The sequence below is a fragment of the Sphaerisporangium sp. NPDC005288 genome, from assembly GCF_040607475.1.
GTDB classification, from domain to species: domain Bacteria; phylum Actinomycetota; class Actinomycetes; order Streptosporangiales; family Streptosporangiaceae; genus Sphaerisporangium; species Sphaerisporangium rhizosphaerae.
Genome location: NZ_JBEXGT010000011.1, coordinates 41,276 through 63,230 on the forward strand (window position 1 = coordinate 41,276; position 21,955 = coordinate 63,230).

Below are 21,955 nucleotides of genomic sequence, written 5' to 3' on the forward strand. Positions count from 1 at the left end.
CGCCCCGAGGCGAGCCCGGCCGATCGCCCCGCGGACGGCCGATGACCGCCCCCGGGGCGGGGGCACGGGGCGCGGCGGTCAGCGGAGCGTCTCGGCGGCGCTCCGCTCGTCGAACTGGGTGCGGTACAGCTCCTCGTAGCGCCCGCCGGCGGCGAGCAACTCGTCGTGGGCGCCGCGCTCGACCACCCTGCCGTCCTCGATGACCAGGATCAGGTCGGCGGCCCTGATGGTGGACAGCCGGTGGGCGATGACCACGGCCGTCCGGCCGGCCAGCGCCTCTCCCAGCGCCTCCTGCACCGCCGCCTCCGAGGTGGAGTCAAGGTGGGCGGTGGCCTCGTCGAGGATCACCACCCGAGGGCGGGCCAGGAGCAAGCGGGCGATGGTCAGCCGCTGGCGCTCACCGCCGGAGAGGCGGTAGCCACGCTCCCCCACGATGGTGTCCAGCCCGTCGGGCAGCCCGGCGACCAGTTCCTCCAGGCGGGCGCGGCGCAGGACCTCCCACAGCTCCTCCTCGGTGGCCTCGGGCCGGGCGAGCAGCAGGTTGGCGCGCACGGACTCGTGGAACAGGTGCCCGTCCTGGGTGACCATGCCGAGCGTCTCGCGCAGCGACTCGGCCGTCAGGTCGCGCACGTCCACCCCCGCAAGCCGCACGGCGCCCGCGTCGACGTCGTACAGCCGTGTGAGGAGCTGGGCGATCGTGGACTTGCCCGCCCCCGAGGAGCCGACCAGCGCGACCATGCGGCCCGGCTCGGCGCGGAAGGACACCTCGTGCAGCACCTCGACGCCGCCCCGGGTGTCCAGGGTCGCGACCTCCTCCAGGGAGGCGAGCGACACCTTGTCGGCGGAGGGGTAGGCGAAGCTCACGCCGTCCACCTCCACCGACACCGGCCCGTCCGGGACGGCGCGCGCGCCCGGCCGCTCGACGATCAGCGGCTTGAGGTCGAGCACCTCGAAGACCCGCTCGAAGCTGACCAGGGCGCTCATCACCTCGACGCGGGCGCCGGCCAGGGCGGTGAGCGGCGCGTACAGGCGGGTGAGCAGCAGGGCGAGGGCGACGACGTTGCCCGGTTCGAGCTGGCCGCGCAGCGAGTAGAAGCCGCCCAGGCCGTAGACCACGGCGAGCGCGAGCGCGGAGACCAGGGTCAGCGCGGTGACGAACACCGACTGCACCATGGCCGTGCGCACGCCGATGTCGCGCACCCGGCGGGCCCGCTGGGCGAACTCGGCGGACTCGGCGGCGGGACGGCCGAACAGCTTGATCAGCGTCGCGCCGGGCGCCGAGAAGCGCTCGGTCATCTGGGTGCTCATCCGCGAGTTGTGGTCGGCGGCCTCGCGCTCCAGGCGGGCCAGCCGCGAGCCCATGCGCCGCGCGGGGACGACGAAGACGGGCAGCAGCACCAGCGCGAGCAGGGTGATCTGCCAGGACAGGCCGATCATGACGACCAGGGTCAGCAGGAGCGTCACCAGGTTGCCGACCACGCCCGACAGGGTGTTGCTGAAGGCGCGCTGGGCGCCGATGACGTCGTTGTTCAGCCGGCTGACCAGCGCGCCGGTGCGGGTGCGGGTGAAGAAGGCGACCGGCATGCGCTGCACGTGGTCGAACACGGCGGTGCGCAGGTCGAGGATGAGGCCCTCGCCGATGCTCGCCGACAGCCAGCGGGTGAGCAGGCCGAGCCCGGCGTCCAGCAGCGCGATGACGGCGATGAGCCCGGCCATCGTCACGACGCTCTCGAAGGCCGCCCGGTGCACGATCGCGTCGACGACCCGCCCGGCCAGCACGGGCGAGGCGACCGCGAGCACCGCCGACGCCACGCTGAGCAGCAGGAAGAATCCCAGCATGCGGCGGCGTGGCCGGGCGAAAGAGGCGATGCGCCGTAATGTGGCCCTGGAGAAGGGCCGCCGGTCTTTGGCGTGCATCGCGCTGTAGAGCGAATGCCACGCCGTCATTTCCATGCTCACAAGAACCCCCGTGTGTCGCCGCGCCGCGCCGGGCCGCGTCGCGAAAGAGATCACCGGACGTCGCCGTCCGCGATCCTCCGGCCGGTGACCCACCGGTGAGCCTAAAACCTGAACATATGTTCACGTCAAGCGGTTTGCGCTGCTCCCGGACGACCGGGGCCGTTGTTTTCCGGGCGTACCGGCCGGGCATGGTCGCATCGTGCGGGATGAGACCGGCGAACCGGGCGTGGCGCGCTCCGAGGAGGGCCGCCCGCGCGAGCACGACGACCCACCCGCGGCGGCCGAGGAGGTCACGGTGACGGCCTGCGAGAACGGCCCGCTGCTGGTGCGCGGCCCGTTCACCCTGCTCACCCAGGACGGGCGCCTCATCGACCCCGGACGGGCCACCGTGGCGCTGTGCCGCTGCGGCCGCTCGTCGGTCAAGCCGTTCTGTGACGGGTCGCACAAGGCCGCGCGCTTCCGCACCGGGACCGAGCCGCAGCGGCCCGGCTGACCCGGCGCAGTCGGCGCGCCGAGTGGGCCGCCAGGTGGATGCGCCTGCCCCAGTACGGGATCCCTCTGCCGGTGACGCGGGCGGCGAGCGCGAGCCAGCTGCACACGCCCCGTTCGAGCACCCAGCCGGGGGCCAGCAGCGCGCTGGTGAACGGGTAGACGCGCCGCCCGCCGCCGCGGCGCCGGCCGGTCTCGGCCAGCAGCACCACGACGAACGCGCCCGCCAGGGCCGCCCGGTGGCGGCCGAGCAGCAGCGCGGCTCCGAGTGCCGGCAGGACGGCGAGGAACAGGGCCATGCGGGCGGGTTGTGCCAGGTCGTCGTAGGCCTGCCAGACCCGCTGCGCGCGAAACCGCCCCGAGCCGGGCGGCAGGCGCCGGACGAACAGGTCGCGCGGGCGCAGCTCACGGCCGCCGTGCGCGCGGACCGTGCGGATCAGCTCCAGGTTCTCGAACAGCACGTCGCCGTCGTAGCCGCCCATCCGCAGGAACGTCGAGCGGCGCACGCCGAAGGTGCCGGGATAGTCGGCCCCGAAGGCGCGGTTGAGCAGCGTGCGGGCGGTGTCCCACCGGGCGCGCCAGGGCAGCGGCCGGTAATAGTTGTGCGGGCGCACCAGGTCGGCCTCGCCGAGCAGGTCGCGCACCCTGGCCAGGGAGAGGGCGTCGTAGCGCACGTCGTCGTCGGCGATGACGACGCGCTCGGAGCGCGCCCGCCGCATCCCCGTGGTGACCCCGTCGACCTTGCCGTTGAGGAAGTCCAGGCCGGGGTCGGGCCGTACGTGCACCGCGGCCACGCCCCGCCACGCCCGCGCGTGCCGCTCGAACAGCTCCGGCGGCGAGCCGTCCACCACGACCACCCGCGCGTGCTGCGAGACGCGGCGCAGATAGGCGGTCAGCTCGCCGAGCCCGTCGTCGCGGGACCAGCGCAGCGGCAGCACGTAGTCCAGGCCCCTCACAAAGGCTCACCGCCGCGCAGCGAGCTCTCCCCCGCCTCCCAGCGGCCGAGCAGGTGGCGGGCGAACAGCCGCTCGAGCGCCAGGCAGCAGGCGGCGCCGAACAGCACCTCCCCCGCCAGAGACGGGTGGGCGGCGGCGAACGCGCCGCACATGTCGTGCGCGGCGAGCTGCTCGTGGACGGCGTCGGCCTGCACGTGCTCGTCGTAGAAGCGGGCCGTGGCGGCGTCGGCGCCCAGGCGCCGCAGCCCGCGGGCGTATTTGGCGTTGGGCTGCGACGAGGTCATCTCCAGGGCCGCCAGGTGGCCGAGCAGCGCGCCCCGGTGCCGCCGGTGCAGCCCGAACAGCGACATCGTGGCCAGGGCCGCCAGGGTGATCGCGGGGACGCGGTCGACGTAGTGCCCGTAGTCGTCGCACAGGCCGAGGCCGCGCATGGTGGCCCGGTACAGCTCGGCGTGCATGCGCTCGCGGCGCCCGCCGCCGTACTCGTCGGCCTGGATCTCCACCAGCGCGGCCTTGGCCCGGCCGCGCAGGCGCGGGATGGCCCAGGTGTGCGGGTCGGCCTCCTTGAGCTGGTAGACCGAGCGGTGGACGACGAACTCGCGGAAGCGTTCCGGGCCGGCGTCGTGCGCGAGGTGGTCGGCGAGCAGAGAGTCCCCGTGGCCGCCGGCGGCCAGTTCGGCCAGCGCCGCCGGGACGCGCTGGGCGCGCACCGGGGCGGGGCGGTGCACGGCGTCCGCCAGGCCCTCCTCCAGCCGCCGCTCCAGCCGCGCGCGCAGCCGCAGCAGCGACGGGTGCCACTCCCACCGCTCGTCGACGCCGTCGAAGCCCTGGTAGTGCAGCTCGTAGCAGGCGTACAGGGCGATCTGGAGGTCCTCGTCGTGCAGGGCGGGCTCGCCGGAGTCGACGGCGACCTCCTCCAGCTCGCGGGGTGCGCCGGCCAGCCGCCCGAACAGGAACGCGCTGAGCGGCCCGCGGGCCTCGGGCAGCCGGGGCGGGGCGGGCGCCGGTCCCGCGTCCTCGGCGGGGCCGGCGCCCGCCGGGGGCCGCGGGGCGCCGGTCTGGTCAGGGTGGGTGCGCTTGGCGGGTTTCAAGGGCTGCATGGCCGCGTGGGCTCCTCACGTGCGTCGTGCCGGCCGCCGCCGCTGACGGCGGGCCGCTGCTCGGCACGTGCCCGGTGTCCGCGCAGGTCAATCGGCCGATGAGCCGGTGGACGGCGTGTCGTGCGGCGTGTCGCCGGCGCCACGCGGGACGGTCTCGGGCTTTGCCCGAACCCATGCTGCGGATTTGCCTCCGCTCGGGTGACCTGTCCGAGATGTCATGGTTAGGTGAGTCTTGTACCGCGCCGTACTGGCGTATCCCGGGAAACCCATCGCGACGCTCCGCAGGCCGAGGGCACCGTCCCTCAGGGTCACAGAAGAATCTGGTTACGGAGTGATTCTCATGCTCAGACGACTCATCGCCACCGGTGTCCTGCTCACGGCAGCCCTCCTCGCGGCAGCGGCTCCCGGCCTCACCCGGGGCGGCGACTACGACGACGACGATGACGACTGGGACGACGACGACGATTACTACTAGGGGCCGCCGGAGTCCCCGGTCCGCGGATCCCTTTCGAGGACCGCGAGCGGGACCGCCGCGACGGGCGGACCCGTGACCAGCAAAGCGCCGCCCCGCGAGGAACATCTCGCGGGGCGGCGTTTCACGTGCCACCTCGGCGGTGGCCGGAGCGGGAAGGGGTCAGCAGCGCCTGCCGGCGTTGATGCAGTCGACCGCCCGCTTCATCAGCGCCTCCGACATCACGTTGATGAAGTCGCCGTGGTCGGTGATGGGCTTGTGCAGCTGCTCGGGGAAGCTGTCCACGGCGAAGCCCGGGCCCGGCGGCACGTTGTAGGTGATGCGCTGCTCCAGGGCCGGAATGGCCTGGAAGCCGTTCGCGCACGAGCCGTCGGCCGCGGCGAAGGCCACGTGGGTGCGGTGGTTGGCGCTGTCGATGTTCTTGCCGTCCCAGCAGCTCTGGAACTTGAAGGTCCGCACCACCTGGCTGCCGCGCGGGCAGATCGGGTACTTGTCCTTCAGCTGCCGGTTCTCGAACCCGGTGCACGACCAGCTCGCGTTGGCGTTGGTCGGGCCGTTGGTGAACGACTTGGCGTCACCGGTGATGATGCGCAGGAACAGCGGCATCGCGACGACCTTGCTGGTCGGGTTGCCGCGGAAGGTGATGGAGACCGACGCCGGGCGGACGATGCGGCCCACGTTGCCGTCCAGGCCGCCGCCGGCCTTGTCGGCGTCGTTGCCCCGCTGGTTCTGCAGGCGCACCACCGGCCAGTAGTGGGTGGACTTGTCACCGTTGGAGCAGGTCGTGCCCGCGGCCTGCAGGCTGTCGTTGGTCGAGAAGCCGCTGGTGTCGAGGTTGCCCACGTAGTCGTGCACGTGGTGGGCGCCGTTGGTGACCCCGGGGGCGACGATGACGTTGTCGGAGTTGAAGTGGCCGTTCTCGTTGCGCCCGCAGCGGGAGGAGAAGGTGCCCCGCGAGGCGTTCGCCCCGTCGGCGGGCCGGTTCACGTTGGGCTGCACGCGACGGATGTCGACGAAGTCGTCGGGCGAGGGGCCGGTCGCGCCGCCGGTCGGCGAGGCGCTGGCCGAGGGGGAGGACGACGGGCTCGCCGAGGGGTCGCCGCCGCCGGGCGGGGGGGACGCCGAGGGGTCGCCGGTCGGGGAGGCCGACGGTTCGGGGGAAGGCGTCTGCCCGCCGCCGCCCGCGCCGTTCTGAACGGTGCAGGTGGCCAGCCCCGACAGTCCGGTGGCCTGCGCGCCGGCACGCCGCAGCGCGGTGGCGATGCGGTTGATGACGATCGAGCGGCCGATCCTCAGCGGGTTCAGCACCGCGTTGCGCACCACACCGGCGTTGCCGGCGCGGGAGCCGAGGCGCGCCAGGATCTGGTTGGCCTGGCCGATCTGCCGGTCGAGCAGGGTGAGGTTGCGCTGAACCTCCCGCTGGGCGGCCGAGGGGACCTCGGGGAGCTTGTCGGCCACCGACGGGCAGTTGACCGTGCGCCTGGCCGAGTTCCCGGAGCGGGCGCCGGCCGAAGCGCTCGGGTCGGCGGAGGCGGACGCGGAGGGGTCGGCGGCGTCCTGGCCCTGTCCGGCGCCCTGGTCGGACGGCTGGTCCGACGCCCCTACGGAGGCGGAGGGCTCGGGGGTCGCGGCGGCCTGACCGGCGCTCGCGGAACCGGTGCGCACGGCGCAGCCGGCCAGGTTCTCAAGGCCCTCGGGACGCTCGGCGACCCGGCCGATGGCCCCGGCGATGCGTTCCACGGTGGCAAGGCGCTTGGACTTCAACGGGTTCAGGATGGCGTTCCGCACGAAATCACTGCCGCCCTGCCCTTGGGTGGCGACCAGCCGCTTGTTCGCCTCGGCGATCTGCGAGTCGAGCAGCGCGAGGTTGCGCCGCACCTCGTCGGCCGCCGACGCCGGAACGTCGGAAAGCTCGTCCGCGACCGACGGGCAGTTCACCGTCGGGGCGGCGGTGGTGCCGGCGAGGCGTGAGGCGGCGCTGACGGCGGAGGCCGAAAGCGGCGCGTCCCGGCCCGGCACCTGCCCAGCCGGGGACAGGCTCGCCAGAACGAGGCCGACCCCCGCCCCACCTAGGGCAAGCAAACTCAGGACGGGCCTGAACCGCCGTCTGTGCTGAATTCCCATTACTAGAACTCCTCCCGGAGTACGTGCTCATGGCGGCATTGGTTGGTGCCCCATCGGCACGAGGTACGGGCGGAGGCGCGGGAGAGTTCGACGTACGGCGAAGAAACTTTCCGGATTTCTTCGGCCCCGCCGGACCCGTGCGAACCCGGGTGAACCGGACGGCCGCCCGCCGCGTACCCGCTGACGGTGACTTTCGCACGGCACAGTGACACGGCACAGTGAATGGGAGAACTGCCATGGGACGCCCAAGCCTCGGCACGCAGGTGACGACGCGCGCGAGCGCCGTACTCGGGTGCGTTCTCGCGCTCGGCCTCGCCACGGGATGCGGCGGCGGGGCCTCCGGCGGGCAGGCCGCCCCCGCCGCGGCGGCCGCCCCGGCGGCGGACGCGGGGCCGCCCGCCACGCTGAAGCAACTCGCCACCAAGACCGGCTGCAAGAAGCCTCAGGTGCAGACCGACGCCGAGGAGCTGCGCCAGGGAGTGTGCAAGACCGACAAGGGCCAGTACACCGTGACGACGTTCGCCACGGACAAGGGAAAGAACGACTGGCTGGAGGAGGCCAAGAAGTGGGGCGGCAACTACCTGGTGGGCACCCGGTGGGTGATCGCGGGCAACGACCCGGGCGTGTTGCAGTCCTTCAGCGAGAAGGTCGGCGGGAACATCGAGACGGCCGCGCCGTGACGCCCGGGCCGGCGCCCGCACGCGGCGGGCACACCGAGCTGGGCCGACACGGTGAGCCCGGGGAGCCCCGGAAGCCCGGGGGGCCGGGTGGCCGCCGCGCCCGGCCCGGCCGCGCGGCGGCGCTGGCCCTCTGGACCGTTCTGGCCGGGTGCCTGCTGACCGGGTGCGGTGGCGCGCGGGCCGCCGCCGGCGCCCCGCCCACCGTCGAGCAGATCGCCGCCCGCACGGGGTGCGTGAGCCCGCAGTTGCAGGTCGACGCCCAGGAGCTGCGGCAGGGGATGTGCAAGACGGCGCGGGGCCAGTACTCGGTCACGACGTTCGCCACCGAGAAGGGCAAGCAGGAGTGGCTGGACGACGCGCTCAGCTACGGCGGCGCGTACCTGGTCGGCACCCGCTGGATCGTCCTGGGCAACACCCCGGAGATGCTCGAGCCCTTCCGCGTGACGCTCGGCGGCACCGTGCGGACGGGCGGGCACACGATGCCGTCCGGGGAGCCCATGCCGCAGGATCACACCATGTCCGAGGGGCACTAGATGCCGACGGACGGAAAGCGGATGCCGATGGCGTGACCGCCGCGGATCTCCCCGGCCGCTGGAACGCCCGCCTCGTTCGCCGATACGCGTGATTTGCGGTAGATGAGACGATAGCCGGATGGACATCCGCAGCAGGAACAACGTCGTGGTCGCGGGACGTCACGGGGCCCCGGTCCTGATGCTGGCGCACGGCTTCGGCTGCGACCAGAACCTCTGGCGGCTGGTGGCGCCCGCCCTGGCCGAGGAGTTCCAGGTCGTGCTGTTCGACTACGTGGGTTCGGGCCGGTCGGACCTGTCGGCCTGGAACGAGGACCGCTACGGCTCGCTCGACGGCTACGCCCAGGACGTTCTGGACATCTGTGAGGAGCTCGACCTTCGCGACGTGGTGTTCGTGGGCCACTCGGTGAGCTCCATGGTCGGAGTGCTGGCCGCGACGCGCGAGCCCGGGCGGTTCGGCGGGCTCGTGCTGCTGGTGCCCTCGCCGCGCTACATCGACGACGGGGACTACCGGGGCGGGTTCAGCACCGCCGACATCGACGAGCTGCTCGAGTCGCTGGAGGACAACTACCTGGGCTGGTCGGCGGCCATGGCGCCGGTCATCATGGGCAACCCCGAGCGTCCGGAGCTGGGCGAGGAGCTCGCCGGCGCGTTCTGCCGCACCGACCCGGCCATCGCCCGGGTGTTCGCGCGCGCCACCTTCCTGTCCGACAGCCGGGCCGACCTGCCGGCGGTGAGGACGCCGACGCTGATCGTGGAGTGCGATCAGGACGTGATCGCCCCACGCGAGGTCGGCGCGTACACGCACGCGGCGATCCCCGGCAGCCGCCTGGTCACGCTCCGGGCGACCGGCCACTGCCCGCAACTGAGCGCGCCCGAGGCCACGGCCGCGGTGATCGCCGACTTCGCCCGAGCCTGATGCAGAGGTCCCGGCCGACGGACGCGGCTTTCGCGGCGCTGCTGGAGGACAGCGCCGAGGATCTCTACGAGAACGCCCCCTGCGGCTATCTGTCCACGCTCCTCGACGGGCGGATCGCCAAGATCAACCAGACGCTGCTGGGCTGGCTCGGTCACGAGCGCGCCCAGGTGGTGGGCCGGATGTCGTTCTCCGACCTGCTGACCGTCGGCGGGCGGATGTACCACGAGACCCACTTCGCGCCGCTGCTGCGCATGCAGGGCGAGGTCGGCGGCATCGCGCTGGAGATGAGGACGGCGAGCGGCGAGCGGCTGCCCGTCCTGGTCACCTCGACGGTGAGGACCGCCTCCGACGGCGCGCCTCTGCTGATCAGGACCACGGTGTTCGACGCCCGCGACCGCCGGGCCTACGAGCGCGAGCTGCTGCGCGCCCGCCAGGACGCCGAGCGCGACCGCGAGCGGCTGCAGAACGTGGTCGCCACGCTCCAGCGCAGCCTGCTGCCGCCGTCGCTGCCGCGGGTGCCGGGGCTGGAGGCGGTCGCGCACTACCACACCGCCTCGCCGGACAATCTGGGCGGCGACTTCTACGACCTGTTCCCGCTGGGCGACGGGCGCTGGTGCTTCTTCCTCGGAGACGTGTGCGGCAAGGGTCCGGAGGCGGCGGCGGTCACCTCGCTGACCCGCTACACGCTGCGCGCCGCCGCGCTGCACGATCCCGGGCCGGAGAGCATGCTGAGGTCCCTGGACACCGTCCTGCGGGACGGGCAGGCGGCCCATCCGGCGCCGCGCTACTGCACCCTGATCGTCGGCACCCTCACCCCGGACGAGGACGGCTTCGCCGTCACCCTGGCCGCCGGCGGCCACCCGCCGGCGCTGCTGCTGGGCGCGGACGGCGGGGCGCGGCATCTGGACACCACCGGTGGCATGCTGGTCGGGGTGATCCCCTCCCCCGTGTTCGTCACGGTGGAGGCGCGCCTGCGGCCGGGCGACACGCTGCTGCTCTACACCGACGGGGCCATCGAGGCGCGCCCCGGGCCGGACAGGGAGCGCTTCGGCCAGGACGCGCTGCTGTCCTTCGCCGCGGAGCTGGCGCCCGCGCCTGCCCCGGCCGTGGTCGAGGCGGTGGTGGCCCTGCTGGAAGGCTTCGGCGCGGGCCTCGACGACGACACCGCCGTGCTCGCGCTGGGCGTCCCCCGTGCCTCGCCCGGGGATGGAACGCCGGTCTGACCCGGCCGCCGGCCCCGGGCGACACACCCGGAAGGCACACGTGAAAGCCACACCCGGACGACGGCCCGGTTGCGGGGAATCGTTCAGGCGATGGACAGGGCGCCGGACGGGCAGACCTGCACCGCGCGGCGGGCCGCCGCCTCGTCCTCGGCGGCCGGCTCCTCCGCCAGCAGCAGAACCGTGCCGTCGTCCTCGCTCTGGTCGAAGACCTTGGGCGCGGTCAGGGCGCACATGCCGGCCCCGATGCAGCGCTCGGTATCCGCTTTGATCCGCATGAGGGGTGTTCCTCCTACCAGGCCACCGGCAACCGGTGCACACCGTAGATCGCCATGTTGGACCGCATCGCCACATCGTCGGCCGGTACGGCGAGCCGCAGGCCGGGGAAGCGCCGCAGCAGGGCCGGGTATCCGATGCGCATCTCGATGCGGGCGAGCTGCTGACCCAGGCACTGGTGGACACCGTGGCCGAAGGCGAGATGTCCCATGGCCTGCCGTCTGATGTCCAGCTTATCCGGGTCCTCGAAGCGCTCGGGATCACGGTTGCCCGCGGCGAGCGACAGGGTCACGGCCTCCCCCGCCTTGATCAGGTGACCGGCCAGCTCGACGTCCTCGAGGGCCGCCCGGACGGGGCCGAGGTGGACGATGGTCAGGTAGCGCAGCAGCTCCTCGACGGTGCCGTCGGCCAGCGAGGGGTCCTCGCGGAGCGCGGCGAGCTGGTCGGGGTTGCGCAGCAGCGTGTAGGTGCCGAGGGCGAGCATGTTGGCCGTGGTCTCGTGGCCGGCGATGAGCAGGAGGATCGCCACGCCCGTGAGCTCCTCGTCGGTGAGCTGCCCGGTCTCGATCAGCCCGCTGACCAGGGCGTCGTCCGGCTCGACGCGCTTGCGCGCCACCAGCTCGCCCAGGTAGGCGTCCAGGTCGTCGAGCGCCCCCTGCACCTGCGCGGGGGTGGCGTCCAGGTTGAGCAGCGTGGAGGAGTACCCCTGGAAGCGCTCGTGGTCGTCGTAGGGGACGCCCAGCAGCTCGCAGATCACCAGGGACGGGATGGGCAGCGCGAACGCCTGCACCAGGTCGGCGGGCGGGCCGAGGCGCTCCATCTCGTCGAGCCGGTCGGCGGTGATCTTCTCGATCCTCGGTTCGAGCTGCTTCATGCGGCGGACGGTGAACTGGCCGGTCAGCAGCTTGCGGAAGCGGGTGTGCTCGGGCGGGTCCTCCCGCAGGAAGAAGCCCGGACGCCGGCGGGCCTGGGACAGCCGCTGGTTGATCGGGGGGTGCAGCAGTTCCAGCCGGGTGCTGAACCGCGGGTCGGCGAGGACCGAGCGCGCGGCGGAGTACCCGGTGACCAGCCAGCCGACGTGGCCGTCGGCGTAGAGCATGGGGCGGACGGGGTCCTCCTCGCGCCACCGCCCGAAGGGGGCGGGCGGGTCGAGAGGGGTCTCGCGGGTCAGCGGGAAGGTCACCGGCTGGGATGCGGCCTGGGTCATGAACGCGCTCCTCGACATTGACAACCACTGTTACAGGACGTCGTTCTCGGTGCTCACAGAAAACAGTACCTCCTCTGATATTGCAATGGATGAAGTTTCTTGGCCGATGCAGTAAAGTTCCGCCATGGCCGGTGGTCCAGGACTCCGGGAGCGCAAGAAGCTGCGCACCCGCCGCACGCTCATCGCGACCGCCGTGCGCATGTTCGAGCAGCAGGGGTACGACGAGACGACGCTGGCCGACATCGCCGCCGCGGCCGAGGTCTCCACGCGCACGTTCTTCAGCTACTTCGCCGGCAAGGAGGACGTGGTCTTCTTCGACACGCGCAGGCGGGTCGACGGGGCGCTCGCCGTCATCGCGAGCCGCCGGCCGGGCGAGCCGGTGGCCGACCTGCTGCTGCGCGTCGCGGCCGAGGCGCTGAGCTTCGACACCGAGGAGGCCGAGCTCGCCATCGAGCTGCACACCGCGCGCACGCGGCTCATCATGTCGGTGCCCGCGCTGCAGGCGCGCGCGCTGCACCTGCTGTTCGAGGTGCAGCGCGAGCTGGCCGGCGCGCTGTTGCGGGCCTACCCGGGCGAGCTCGACCCGATCGAGGCGGCGGCGGCCGTCGGGGCGTTCATGGGAGCGGTCAAGCAGGCGGTCATGGCGGCCCGCGACCGCGGAGACCCGCCCGATCTGATGCGGGCCGCGGCGCGGCGGGGCATCGAGGTCGTCCTGGACGGCCTGCGTTCGCTCGGCCGCCCGCAGGAGCGCGAATCAGGCGCGAATGACGACGGCATCGCCACACAAGTGTAACCGACCAGGTCATATCGCGTGCATTGTGGGCGGATTAGGTCTGATCCACCCTTTCGGCCCGCCACCAGCCGGTTTTACGCCAAAATCATGGTCCGGGGGCATCCGCGTAGAGAGCCCTCGACCATGAAGGCCCGGCTCCAGCGGAGTCCCGCGTCAACTTCCCGGCGAAATTGCATTGCGGCGCGGCTGTTCCTGGTGTTCCGTCGCGCTGTGGGGTACATGAGATGAACAGTGGTGAGACTCCGCCGTTCGGAGAGGGCAGCGGCAGGCCCCAACCCGGAGAGGCCCCGCTCGTCGGGCGGCGCGAGGCGCTCAAGTCGTTCTCCCAGGCGACCGACGCGGCCGTCACCCGCGGTTTCCAGTTCCTCACCATCGTCGGCGAACCGGGCGCCGGCAAGACGCGCCTGCTGGCCGAGCTGACCGCGCTCACCACCGGCCTCGGGTTCACCGCGCTGAGCGGCAGGGCCGCCGAGTTCGAGCAGATCATGCCCTTCAGCGGGCTCGTCGACGCCCTGGACGACCACCTGGAGGCGCGGCGCGACGATCTGTGCGAGCGGCTCGGGACGGCGCAGGCCCGCCGGCTCGCCGCCGTGTTCCCCGCCCTGGCCGCCAAGATGCCCGACGCCGACGACGGCGCCGACCAGGACGAGAACGCCGACCAGAGCGGCATGGTCCGCTACCGGCTCTACCGCGCGCTACGCCAGCTCATCGACGAACTGGCCCACCCCGGAGGGCTCGCGCTGATCCTGGACGACGTCCACTGGGCCGACGACAGCTCCGTGGAGTTCCTGGACCACCTGGTCCGCCACCCGCCGCGCGGCAGGGTGCTGCTCGCGGTGGCCTACCGGCCCGCGCAGGCGGGGCCCCGGCTGTCCGCCCTGGTCATGGGCGCGGGCGCGCGGGGGAGGCAGGTCACCGTCGGCCCGCTGACCCGCGCCGAGGCCGAGGAGCTGCTCGGCCCGGGCGTCAATCGCACCCGCGGCCACGCGCTGTACGAGGCCAGCGGGGGCAACCCCCTCTACCTCGAGGCCCTGGCGCGGATGAACCGGCTGGACGTCGGCGAGCTGCCGCCCACCGTGCGCGCCGCCCTCCAGGTCGAGCTCGGCGACCTGTCCCCCCGCTCGCTGCTGGTGGCCCAGGCCGCCGCGGTCACCGCCGACGAGTTCGAGCCCGCCCTGGCCGCCGTCGCCGCCCAGGTCTCCGAGGGCGCCGCGCTGGAGGCCCTCAACGAGCTGGGAGCCCGCGACATCGTCCGCCCCGCCGCCGCCGGGCGCTTCCGCTTCCGCCACCCGCTGGTGCGGCAGGCCGCCTACGAGTCCTCGGCGCCGGGCTGGCGGCTGGCCGCGCACGCCCGGCTGGCCGGCCACCTGGCCACGCTCGGCGCGCCCGCGACCGTCCAGGCCCACCACTTCGAGCGGGCGGGCTCCTTCGGCGACCGGCGGGCGATCGCCACCCTGGTCGAGGCGGCGCGCAGGGTCGCCCCGCAGGCCCCGGTCACCGCCGCGCACTGGTTCCGCAAGGCCCTTGACCTGATGCCCGACGAGCCCGCCACCCTGGAGGACCGGCTGGAGCTGCTGATGGAGTTGAGCCGGGCGCAGAGCGTCAGCGGCCGGCTCACCGAGGGCCGCGACACCGCGCGCGAGCTGCTGCGCCTGCTCCCCCCGGACGACCACGCGCGCCGGGCCAGGGCCGCGCGCATCTGCGCGCTGATGGAACGCCAGCTCGACCGGCCGCACGAGGCGCGGGCCCTGCTGCTGGACGAGCTGCGCCGCATGCCCGACCCCCGGGCGGCGATCGCCGTCCCACTGCGGATGCGGCTGGTCGCCGAGAGCATGATGCGCGGCGAGTTCCGCGCCGCGCAGGCCGTCCTGGACCTCATGCCCGACTCCGGCGACGACTGGCAGCCCGACCTGGCGGCGGCCGTGGCCGCGCTGCGGCCGATGCCCGCCTACGCGGCCGGGCGCATCCCGGACGCGCTGCGCCACGCCGACGCGGCCGACCGGCTCATCTCCTCGGCGCTGGACGAGCACCTGGCCGAGTGGCTGGACGCCGTCGCCTGGCTGTGCTGGGCCGAGACCAACATGGGCCGCTACCCGGTGGCCCTGCGGCACTTCGAACGCGCCGCCGCCGTCGCCCGCTCCAGCGGGCAGACCTACATCCTGACCAACCTGCTCGCCGGCAAGGCCAAGACGCTGCTGCACATGGGCCGGCTCCCCGAGGCGCTGGCGACCATCGACGAGTCGGTCGAGGGCGCCCGGATGCTGGAGTCCGGCCAGCAACTGGTGTTCGCGCTCACCCAGCTGTGCCTGGCCGCCGCGTGGACCGGCGACCACGACGCCGGCCTGCGCGCCGGGGAGGAGGCCGTCCAGGCCGGAGTCGGCGCGGGCGAAGCGTGGGGCGACATGGCGCGGCAGGCCCGAGGGGTGGCCCTGGTCACCGCGGGCCGGCTGGAGGAGGGCGCCGAGGCCATCGTGGACGCCTGCTCCAAGTTCGCCGACTCGCGCCTGGACCGCGGCACCCTGGTCTCCAGCATCGAGCTGCTCGCCCACGCCGAGGCCGCCCTCGGCCGCCCGGCGGGGGCCGCCGCGTGGGCCGACCGGGCCGCCGCGCTCGCCCACCCCGACCTGCCGGCGTTCTCCGGCCTCATCCCGCTCGCCCGCGCCCACGCGCTGCGGGCCGGGGAGCCGGCCGCCGCCGCGGCGCTCGCCGACGAGGCCGCCTCCCTGCTGTCGGCGCACGAGCGCAGGGTGGACGCGGGGCGGGCGCTGCTGCTGGCGGGCCTGGCCTACGGGAACGCGGGCGAGCGCAACCTGGCCCGCGAGCGGCTCCAGGAGGCCGCCACGGTGTTCGAGGCGTGCGGCGCGCGCGGGCTGCGGGCGCAGGTCATGCGCGAGCAGCGACGCAACGGCGTGCGCGTCGCCACCGCCGTTCAGGGCACGCCGGGCGCCGCCCCGTACGGGCTGTCGCCCCGTGAGCTGCAGATCGCCACCCTGGTGGTGGAGGGCCTGACCAACCAGCAGATCGCCGAGCAGCTCTTCCTCAGCGTCCGCACCGTCGAAACCCACCTGTCGCACATCTTCGCCAAGCTCGGCGTCGGGTCGCGCGTCGGGGTGGCGACCAAGCTCAACCGCGGCTCATGACGGGCCCGCGTCCGCCGGGAGCCTCTCTACGAGGTACGGGCCGGGGCCGCCGGATGTACGGGGTTTCCACGATGCCGCGCGCCCCGCGGGGTTGGCATTGTTAGGGCGGGTCACGAACAGGAGGTCGGCGAGATGGAGCACCGCATTCCCCGGTACACGCTTGAGGGCGTGTCGGGCGCCGAGGTGTCGGTGCACCCCTTCTCCACCGAGGACGAGCTCGGCCTGACGCTCACGCGCTTCTTCGCCGAGGAGTCCGACGACGTCGTGCTGCTGGTGCACGGCCTGACCTCCTCCAGCGACATGTTCATCATGCCGGAGCACCGCAATCTGGTGAGTTACCTGCTGGACAGCGGCTTCGGCGACGTCTGGACGCTGGACTTCCGCATGAGCGGCCGGTTCCCCTACAACATGGAGACCCGGCGGCAGACTCTGGACGACATCGCCCTTCACGACCACCCCGCAGCCTTGAGGGAGCTCCGCCGTCACGTTGGGGCACGGCGGATCCACGTCATCGCGCACTGCCTGGGGTCGGTGTCGTTCCAGATGAGCCTGTTCGGCGGGGCGCTCGACGGCGTCACGAGCATGGTGGCCAACAGCGTGGGGCTGACGCCGCGGGTCCACCCGAGGGCCCGCGTCAAGCTCGCGTTCGGACCGGCGTTGCTGGAGTACGGCCTCGGCCTGTGCTACATCGACCCGCGCTTCCACGACGCTCCCCCGCTGACCCGCCGCTGGCTGATGGCCCGCGCGGTCTCGCTGTTCCACCCCGAGTGCCGCGAGCCGGCCTGCCACATGCAGAGCTTCATGTGGGGCTACGGCCGTCCCGCGATGTACCGTCACGGCAACCTGGCGCCGCAGACGCACGTCCACCAGCGGCTGGCCGACCTGAACGGCGCCGCGGACGTGAACTACTACCGGCACATCAACAAGATGGTGCGGGCCGGGCGCGCGGTGAAGTGCGACCCCGGCAACCCCGCCCACGGGGCGCTGCCCGACGACTACCTGGCCGGCGCGCACCGCGTCGAGACGCCCGTGCTGTTCCTGACCGGCGAGCACAACGACGTGTTCACCGACTCCAACATCGTCTGCCACGACATCCTGTCCAGGCGCGCCCCCGGCCGCCACGAGCTGCACGTCCTGCCCGGCTACGGTCACATCGACCCGCTCATCGGCAAGAACGCCCACGTGGACGTCTTTCCGCACATCCTCGACTTCCTCAAGCGCCATGCCGGCTGAACACTATGACGCCGTGGTCGTGGGGTCGGGCTTCGGTGGCGCGGTCGCGGCGTACCGGCTGGCGGCGGCGGGGCTCTCGGTGGTGGTCCTCGAACGGGGCCGCGCCTTCCCGCCCGGCGCCTTCCCGCGCAGCCCCGCCGAGATGGGCAAGGCCTTCTGGGATCCGCGCGAGGGCCTGTACGGCATGTACGACGTGTGGAGCTTCGGCGGCTGCGACTCGGTGGTGGCGAGCGGCCTGGGGGGCGGCTCGCTGATCTACGCCAACGTCATGCTCCGCAAGGACGAGCACTGGTTCGTGCACGAGGAGCAGATCGCCGCGGGCGGCTACGAGTCGTGGCCGGTGACGCGGGCCGATCTGGACCCGCACTACGACGCGGTCGAGCGGATGCTGGAGGTCTCGCCCTACCCGCTGGACCATCCGGCCTTCGACGTGCCGAAGACCCGCGCGATGCAGGACGCCGCCGCCGAGCTCGGCCTCGAGTGGCGGCTGCCGCCGCTGGCGATCAGCTTCGCCCCCGGGCGGGGCGCGGAGCCGGGCATCGGCCTGCCCATCGCCGAGCCGTCGTACGGCAACGTGCACGGCGTCACCCGCCGGACGTGCCGGCTGTGCGGCGAGTGCGACATCGGCTGCAACGACGGGTCCAAGAACAGCCTGGACCACACCTACCTCTCCGCGGCCCGCCACCACGGCGCCGAGCTGCGCACGCTGCACCAGGCGCGGGCGATCCGGCCGCGGCCGGGCGGCGGGTACGAGGTGGACTACGTGCGCCACCGCCCCAAGCGGGGATCGGGCACGATCGGCTGCGACCGGCTGGTGCTGGCCGCGGGCACGTACGGCACGACGTACCTGCTGCTGAAGAGCCGTGCCGAGCTCACGGGGCTCAGCGGCACGCTGGGCACGCGCTTCTCGGGCAACGGCGACCTGCTGGCCTTCCTGCTGCGGGCCAAGGACCGCACCCGCACCCGGCCGATCGACGCCAGCCGCGGCCCGGTGATCACCAGCGCGATCCGCCTGGCCGACGACGCCGACGGCCCTCGCGAGAGCGGCCGGGGCGCCTACATCGAGGACGGCGGCTACCCGGCGTTCGTCGACTGGCTGGTCGAGGGGGCCGACGTCGGCAACGAGATCGGGCGCGCCGCCCGGTTCATCGCCGAGCGCGTGCGGGCGCTGGTCACCCGCGACACCAACCTGTCGGCCGAGGTCGCCGGCCTGCTGGGCGGCGGCGAGCTGTCGGCCAGTTCTCTGCCGCTGCTGGGCATGGGCAGGGACGTCCCGGACGGTGAGCTGCGGCTGCGCGGCGGCCGGCTGGACGTCGAGTGGAACCAGCAGGCGAGCGACGAGTACTACGGCCGGCTGCGCGCGACGATGCGGCGCATCGCCGACGTGCTCGGCGCCGAGCACGCGGGCATGCCGTCCTGGCTCGGAAAGCGCATCATCACGGTGCACCCGCTCGGCGGCGCGCCGATGGGGCGGCATCCCGGCGAGGGCGTCTGCGACGCCTACGGCGAGGTGTTCGACCATCCCGGCCTGTTCATCGCCGACGGCGCCGCCCTGCCGGGCCCTGTGGGCGCCAACCCGTCCCTGACCATCGCGGCGCTGGCCGACCGCATGAGCACCCGGCTGCTGGAACGACGGCCTGTGGCGACACGGCAGAGGAAAGAAGGACAGGTTGACATGAGCGTGGGAACGGGACGGGTGCCCGCGCACCCGCATGCCGAGGCGCACGGGCTGGCGTCCGCCGGGCACGGCGAGCGCACGTCGCTGTCGTTCAGCGAGGAGATGAGCGGCCACATCGCGCTCGGGGTGGACGACCCGCGCTCGGGCGACCTCGCCGAGCGCTCGCACGGCGGGCGGTGCACGTTCCGGCTGACCATCTCCATCGAGGACCTGGACCGCTTCCTGGCCGAACCCGAGCACCTGGCCCGGGCCGAAGGATGGGTCGACGCCGACTTCGTGGGGGGCCGGCGCCCGGTCGAGCGGGGGTGGTTCAACCTGTTCACCTCGGGCGGCGCCCCCGACCGGCGCGAGATGCGCTACCGGCTGTGGTTCACCGGCGCCGACGGGCTGCCGCGCACCCTGGCCGGGTGGAAGGACGTCCATCACGGGCCCGCCACGCGGCTGTGGCTGGACACCTCGACCCTGTTCACACGCGTGATGTGGGGTCACGTCCCGGAGGGCGAGGACGGGGAGGCGGAGGTGGCGGGCGCCGGCACGCTGCACATCCAGCCCATGGACCTCGCGGCGACGCTGAAGAGCTTCCACACGCAGGGCCCGCACGGCATCGCCGCGCTGGCCCGGTTCGGCAGGTTCTTCGTCGGCCAGCTCTGGGACGTCTACGGACCGGGGTGAGGCGGAAACCCCGAGGCGGCCGATCGGCGTAGGGGGAGGTGGATCCCCCGCCGATCGGCCGCCGGCTCCGGAGCCCGGCGGGGCGCCGGGTCGCGGTCGCGCGGTGGCCGAAGCCGCGACCGCTGTCGCCTCCGTCCCCTATTTGGAGGGGTTAGGGGAGGGGGGCGGGGGCGTCGGCAGGGCGGCGAAGTCCACCTTGCCGGTGCTCTCGAGCAGCGTCATGTGCTTCATCACCACATCGACCGCGACCTGCGCGAACGCCCGGATCTCGGAGTTCTTCGTGCCCGCGCGCACCACGGAGACGACCTGGAAGACCTTTCCGTGGGCGCCGCGGAGCCGGTCGGCGAACACCTTGTCGTAGGCGGCGCCGTTCAGGCCTGACAGCTCGGCCATCCACCCCTGCTGGTCGGCGTTGGGCGTGCTGGGCAGCGCGACGTTCAGCTTGGCGGCCAGGGCGCGCACCTGCTCGTCGAGCTTGGTGTGGTCGGCGGCGAGTTGCAGGCCGACCTCCTTGACCCGGGAACTCGCGGCGCGGTCCTGCGCCTGCTGGCCGGTCGGGATCTCCCAGAGCCCGGCCTGGCGCACCTTGACCAGGAAGTCGCGGTCGGCGGGCCCGAGGGGGCCCGACTCGGTCTCGACCCAGTCGCCGGGCGAGGCGCCGCTGGCCGACAGGATGGCGTTCGGCGCGATGGCGAACACCGCGATGGTGGCGATGACCAGGAACGCGAGCGCGGCGAGAACCTCGACGAGTCGCATCGACCTGAGTTGAAGCCGGTTCACCTGGTTCTCTCTCCCTTTCGTGTCCCGTGATCCCTCGGGCGCGCTGTCAGGGGGAGGTACGGCCCCGTCCCGTCATCGGTTCATGCGTTGTGACGGGATTTTCGGATTTTTACGGAAGTTGCCAAATTTCCTCACGCGACGGATGATCCGCTGCCACCATGTGCCTGTGCAGCGTCATCGCAGCGTCCGGTCCCGACCGGAGGAGGCGCACGACGACTCCGAAGAGCAACTGGTCACAACGCTCTACCGCGAGTTCGGCGGCCCCCTCCTCCGCAATGTGCGCAGATTGACTGGAGGCGACCAGCAATGGGCAGAGGATGTCGTCCAAGAGACGGTCTTCCGCGCGTGGCGGAACGCCGGGAAACTCAACAGGGAGCCCGGCCTGCTCTGGGCCTGGCTCATGACCGTCGCCCGCAGGATCGTCATCGACGCGCATCGCCAGCGCTCGGTACGCCCGCAGGAGGTCGAACCTGACCGCCTCGACAGCGTCGCCATCCCCGACGGCTCCGAGCCGATGCTGTCGGCGATGGTGGTATCGGAGGCCCTGTACAGCCTCTCGGAGGAACACCGGGAGGCGCTCGTGCAGACCTACCTCCACGACCGTACGATCAATGAAGCGGCAGAAGTGCTGGGAGTTCCGCCGGGGACGGTCAAGTCCCGGGTGTACTACGCGCTTCGCGCCCTCCAGAAGACGATGAAGGAGAGGGGGTGACCGGTCTGATGGATTCACCCCCTCACGTCGAGGTGGCGGCCTACATCCTCGGGATCCTCAACAAGGAGGACTCCGAGGCGTTCGATCGCCACCTGCCCGACTGCCCCAGCTGCCAGGAGGAGCTGCGGGACATGTTCGAGCTGCCCGACGCGCTGGATGTGATCAAGCGCGGCATGAAGGGGACGACGGACGGCGCGGTCCGGGGCTCGGTGAACGGCGCCGGCCCGGTCTTCGGCGCCGACCGCGCGCAGCCGCCCGGCCTGAACGGCGCCCTGTTCGGCGGCCTCGACGACGCCGCTCCCGGGGGGCCGCGCCTGAACGGCGCGGGACCGCCCGCGCTCAACGGCGCCCCGCTCAACGGCACGGCGCCGCCCGGCCTGAACGGCGCGCCACGCGCCGGCGCCGGTCCCTCGCCCGACGGCGTGGTGCAGGACCTGTGGTCACCCGGGCGACGGCGTCGCTCCACTTCTGGCCGCCGGCACGCCGCTCCCGCCTCTCACGCCAGGTCCCGCGAGGAGCTGGCCGAGTCCCGCGTCCGACGTCGCCGCGCCCTGCTGCTCGGCGTCGCGGCCGCCCTGGTCGTCGGGGTGACCGGCGCGACGGCCTCGCACGTGCTGTGGCCCTCGCCCGGCACGACGGTCGCCGCCTCCACGCCCGAGGGCTCCTCCTCGCCGGAGGTCAAGGAGGGCACCAGCCCCGACACCGGGGTCAGCGGCTCGGTCGGCCTGGTCCCCAAGGGGTGGGGCACCGAGGTGGCCTTCCGGCTCAGCGGCGTGCGCGGGCCCGAGCGGTGCAGCCTGGTGGCCGTCGGGCGCTCCGGCGACACCGACGTGGTGTCCGGCTGGCGGGTCGCCCCCGGGTCGGGGTACGGCGTGCCGGGGTTCCCCGAGCCGCTGCGCCTGACCGGCGGCACGGCGCTGGCCAGGAAGGACATCGTCCGCTTCGAGGTGCGCAGGGACGACGGGGTCCGCCTGCTGGAGATCCCCGTCGCCTGAGCGGCGCGGAGGCCAGGGGC

General features: G+C 73.2%; 19 protein-coding genes. 12 read left to right on the plus strand and 7 right to left on the minus strand.

Features of this window, described 5'->3' with window-relative positions:
* Nucleotides 1-78: 78 nt before the first annotated feature.
* Nucleotides 79-1,947 (minus strand): ABC transporter ATP-binding protein, encoded by a 1,869-nt coding sequence (locus ABZU32_RS12865; RefSeq protein WP_354849200.1) that lies wholly within the window; start codon nt 1,945-1,947, stop codon nt 79-81.
* Nucleotides 1,948-2,158: 211 nt separating this feature from the next.
* On the opposite strand from ABZU32_RS12865, the gene ABZU32_RS12870 reads away from it, so the two are divergent.
* The gene (locus ABZU32_RS12870; protein WP_354921101.1) at nt 2,159-2,452 is read left to right on the plus strand and encodes a CDGSH iron-sulfur domain-containing protein; all 294 of its coding nucleotides are present in this window, start codon (nt 2,159-2,161) and stop codon (nt 2,450-2,452) included.
* On the opposite strand, the gene ABZU32_RS12875 is transcribed toward ABZU32_RS12870, so the two are convergent.
* Together ABZU32_RS12875 and ABZU32_RS12880 are read right to left on the minus strand one after the other, a co-directional pair.
* Nucleotides 2,379-3,404, minus strand: coding sequence for a glycosyltransferase family 2 protein (locus ABZU32_RS12875; RefSeq protein WP_354921104.1), 1,026 nt, complete (start codon nt 3,402-3,404; stop codon nt 2,379-2,381). The genes ABZU32_RS12870 and ABZU32_RS12875 overlap by 74 nt on opposite strands.
* Nucleotides 3,401-4,504, minus strand: a complete 1,104-nt coding sequence (locus tag ABZU32_RS12880) for an iron-containing redox enzyme family protein (protein ID WP_354921107.1) — start codon at nt 4,502-4,504, stop codon at nt 3,401-3,403. The genes ABZU32_RS12875 and ABZU32_RS12880 overlap by 4 nt, the downstream gene beginning before the upstream one ends.
* A gap of 340 nt (nt 4,505-4,844) precedes the next feature.
* On the opposite strand from ABZU32_RS12880, the gene ABZU32_RS12885 reads away from it, so the two are divergent.
* Nucleotides 4,845-4,979, plus strand: coding sequence for a hypothetical protein (locus ABZU32_RS12885; protein WP_354921110.1), 135 nt, complete (start codon nt 4,845-4,847; stop codon nt 4,977-4,979).
* Between the two features lie 159 nt (nt 4,980-5,138).
* Here the strand turns inward: ABZU32_RS12885 and ABZU32_RS12890 are convergent, their stop codons facing one another.
* A complete protein-coding gene (locus tag ABZU32_RS12890) occupies nt 5,139-6,995 on the minus strand; it encodes a DUF1996 domain-containing protein (RefSeq protein ID WP_354921112.1) in 1,857 nt (618 codons plus the stop codon).
* A gap of 341 nt (nt 6,996-7,336) precedes the next feature.
* On the opposite strand from ABZU32_RS12890, the gene ABZU32_RS12895 reads away from it, so the two are divergent.
* The 4 genes from ABZU32_RS12895 to ABZU32_RS12910 all read left to right on the plus strand — a co-directional run bounded on the left by ABZU32_RS12895 (nt 7,337) and on the right by ABZU32_RS12910 (nt 10,452).
* A complete protein-coding gene (locus ABZU32_RS12895; protein ID WP_354921115.1) occupies nt 7,337-7,780 on the plus strand; it encodes a hypothetical protein in 444 nt (147 codons plus the stop codon).
* Complete coding sequence (locus ABZU32_RS12900; RefSeq protein ID WP_354921118.1) at nt 7,777-8,313, plus strand: hypothetical protein; 537 nt, start codon at nt 7,777-7,779, stop codon at nt 8,311-8,313. The genes ABZU32_RS12895 and ABZU32_RS12900 overlap by 4 nt, the downstream gene beginning before the upstream one ends.
* Before the next feature lie 118 nt (nt 8,314-8,431).
* Nucleotides 8,432-9,229, plus strand: a complete 798-nt coding sequence (locus tag ABZU32_RS12905) for an alpha/beta hydrolase (RefSeq protein ID WP_354921121.1) — start codon at nt 8,432-8,434, stop codon at nt 9,227-9,229.
* Entirely contained in the window at nt 9,229-10,452 is a 1,224-nt protein-coding gene (locus ABZU32_RS12910) for a SpoIIE family protein phosphatase (protein ID WP_354921124.1), read from the plus strand. The genes ABZU32_RS12905 and ABZU32_RS12910 overlap by 1 nt, the downstream gene beginning before the upstream one ends.
* Before the next feature lie 83 nt (nt 10,453-10,535).
* Here the strand turns inward: ABZU32_RS12910 and ABZU32_RS12915 are convergent, their stop codons facing one another.
* Nucleotides 10,536-10,727, minus strand: coding sequence for a ferredoxin (locus ABZU32_RS12915; protein ID WP_354921127.1), 192 nt, complete (start codon nt 10,725-10,727; stop codon nt 10,536-10,538).
* A gap of 14 nt (nt 10,728-10,741) precedes the next feature.
* A complete protein-coding gene (locus ABZU32_RS12920; protein ID WP_354848940.1) occupies nt 10,742-11,932 on the minus strand; it encodes a cytochrome P450 in 1,191 nt (396 codons plus the stop codon).
* A 124-nt stretch (nt 11,933-12,056) separates the two neighbouring features.
* On the opposite strand from ABZU32_RS12920, the gene ABZU32_RS12925 reads away from it, so the two are divergent.
* The 4 genes from ABZU32_RS12925 (at nt 12,057) to ABZU32_RS12940 (ending at nt 19,448) form a co-directional block, all read left to right on the plus strand.
* Complete coding sequence (locus ABZU32_RS12925) at nt 12,057-12,725, plus strand: TetR family transcriptional regulator (protein WP_354921130.1); 669 nt, start codon at nt 12,057-12,059, stop codon at nt 12,723-12,725.
* A gap of 224 nt (nt 12,726-12,949) precedes the next feature.
* Complete coding sequence (locus tag ABZU32_RS12930) at nt 12,950-15,865, plus strand: AAA family ATPase (RefSeq protein WP_354921133.1); 2,916 nt, start codon at nt 12,950-12,952, stop codon at nt 15,863-15,865.
* A 132-nt stretch (nt 15,866-15,997) separates the two neighbouring features.
* Complete coding sequence (locus tag ABZU32_RS12935) at nt 15,998-17,098, plus strand: alpha/beta hydrolase (RefSeq protein ID WP_354848949.1); 1,101 nt, start codon at nt 15,998-16,000, stop codon at nt 17,096-17,098.
* A complete protein-coding gene (locus ABZU32_RS12940; protein ID WP_354921136.1) occupies nt 17,088-19,448 on the plus strand; it encodes a GMC family oxidoreductase in 2,361 nt (786 codons plus the stop codon). Before ABZU32_RS12935 ends, ABZU32_RS12940 begins: the two co-directional genes overlap by 11 nt.
* A gap of 138 nt (nt 19,449-19,586) precedes the next feature.
* Here ABZU32_RS12940 and ABZU32_RS12945 read toward each other — a convergent pair whose 3' ends face one another.
* Nucleotides 19,587-20,204 (minus strand): DUF4142 domain-containing protein, encoded by a 618-nt coding sequence (locus tag ABZU32_RS12945; RefSeq protein ID WP_354848954.1) that lies wholly within the window; start codon nt 20,202-20,204, stop codon nt 19,587-19,589.
* 253 nt (nt 20,205-20,457) lie between these two features.
* Here ABZU32_RS12945 and ABZU32_RS12950 point away from each other — a divergent pair, with 253 nt between their 5' ends.
* Both ABZU32_RS12950 and ABZU32_RS12955 read left to right on the plus strand, forming a co-directional pair.
* Nucleotides 20,458-20,940, plus strand: a complete 483-nt coding sequence (locus tag ABZU32_RS12950; RefSeq protein WP_248963397.1) for a sigma-70 family RNA polymerase sigma factor — start codon at nt 20,458-20,460, stop codon at nt 20,938-20,940.
* Nucleotides 20,937-21,935: a zf-HC2 domain-containing protein gene (locus tag ABZU32_RS12955; RefSeq protein WP_354921139.1), complete on the plus strand. Its 999-nt coding sequence runs from the start codon at nt 20,937-20,939 to the stop codon at nt 21,933-21,935. The genes ABZU32_RS12950 and ABZU32_RS12955 overlap by 4 nt, the downstream gene beginning before the upstream one ends.
* The last annotated feature ends 20 nt before the right edge of the window (nt 21,936-21,955 follow it).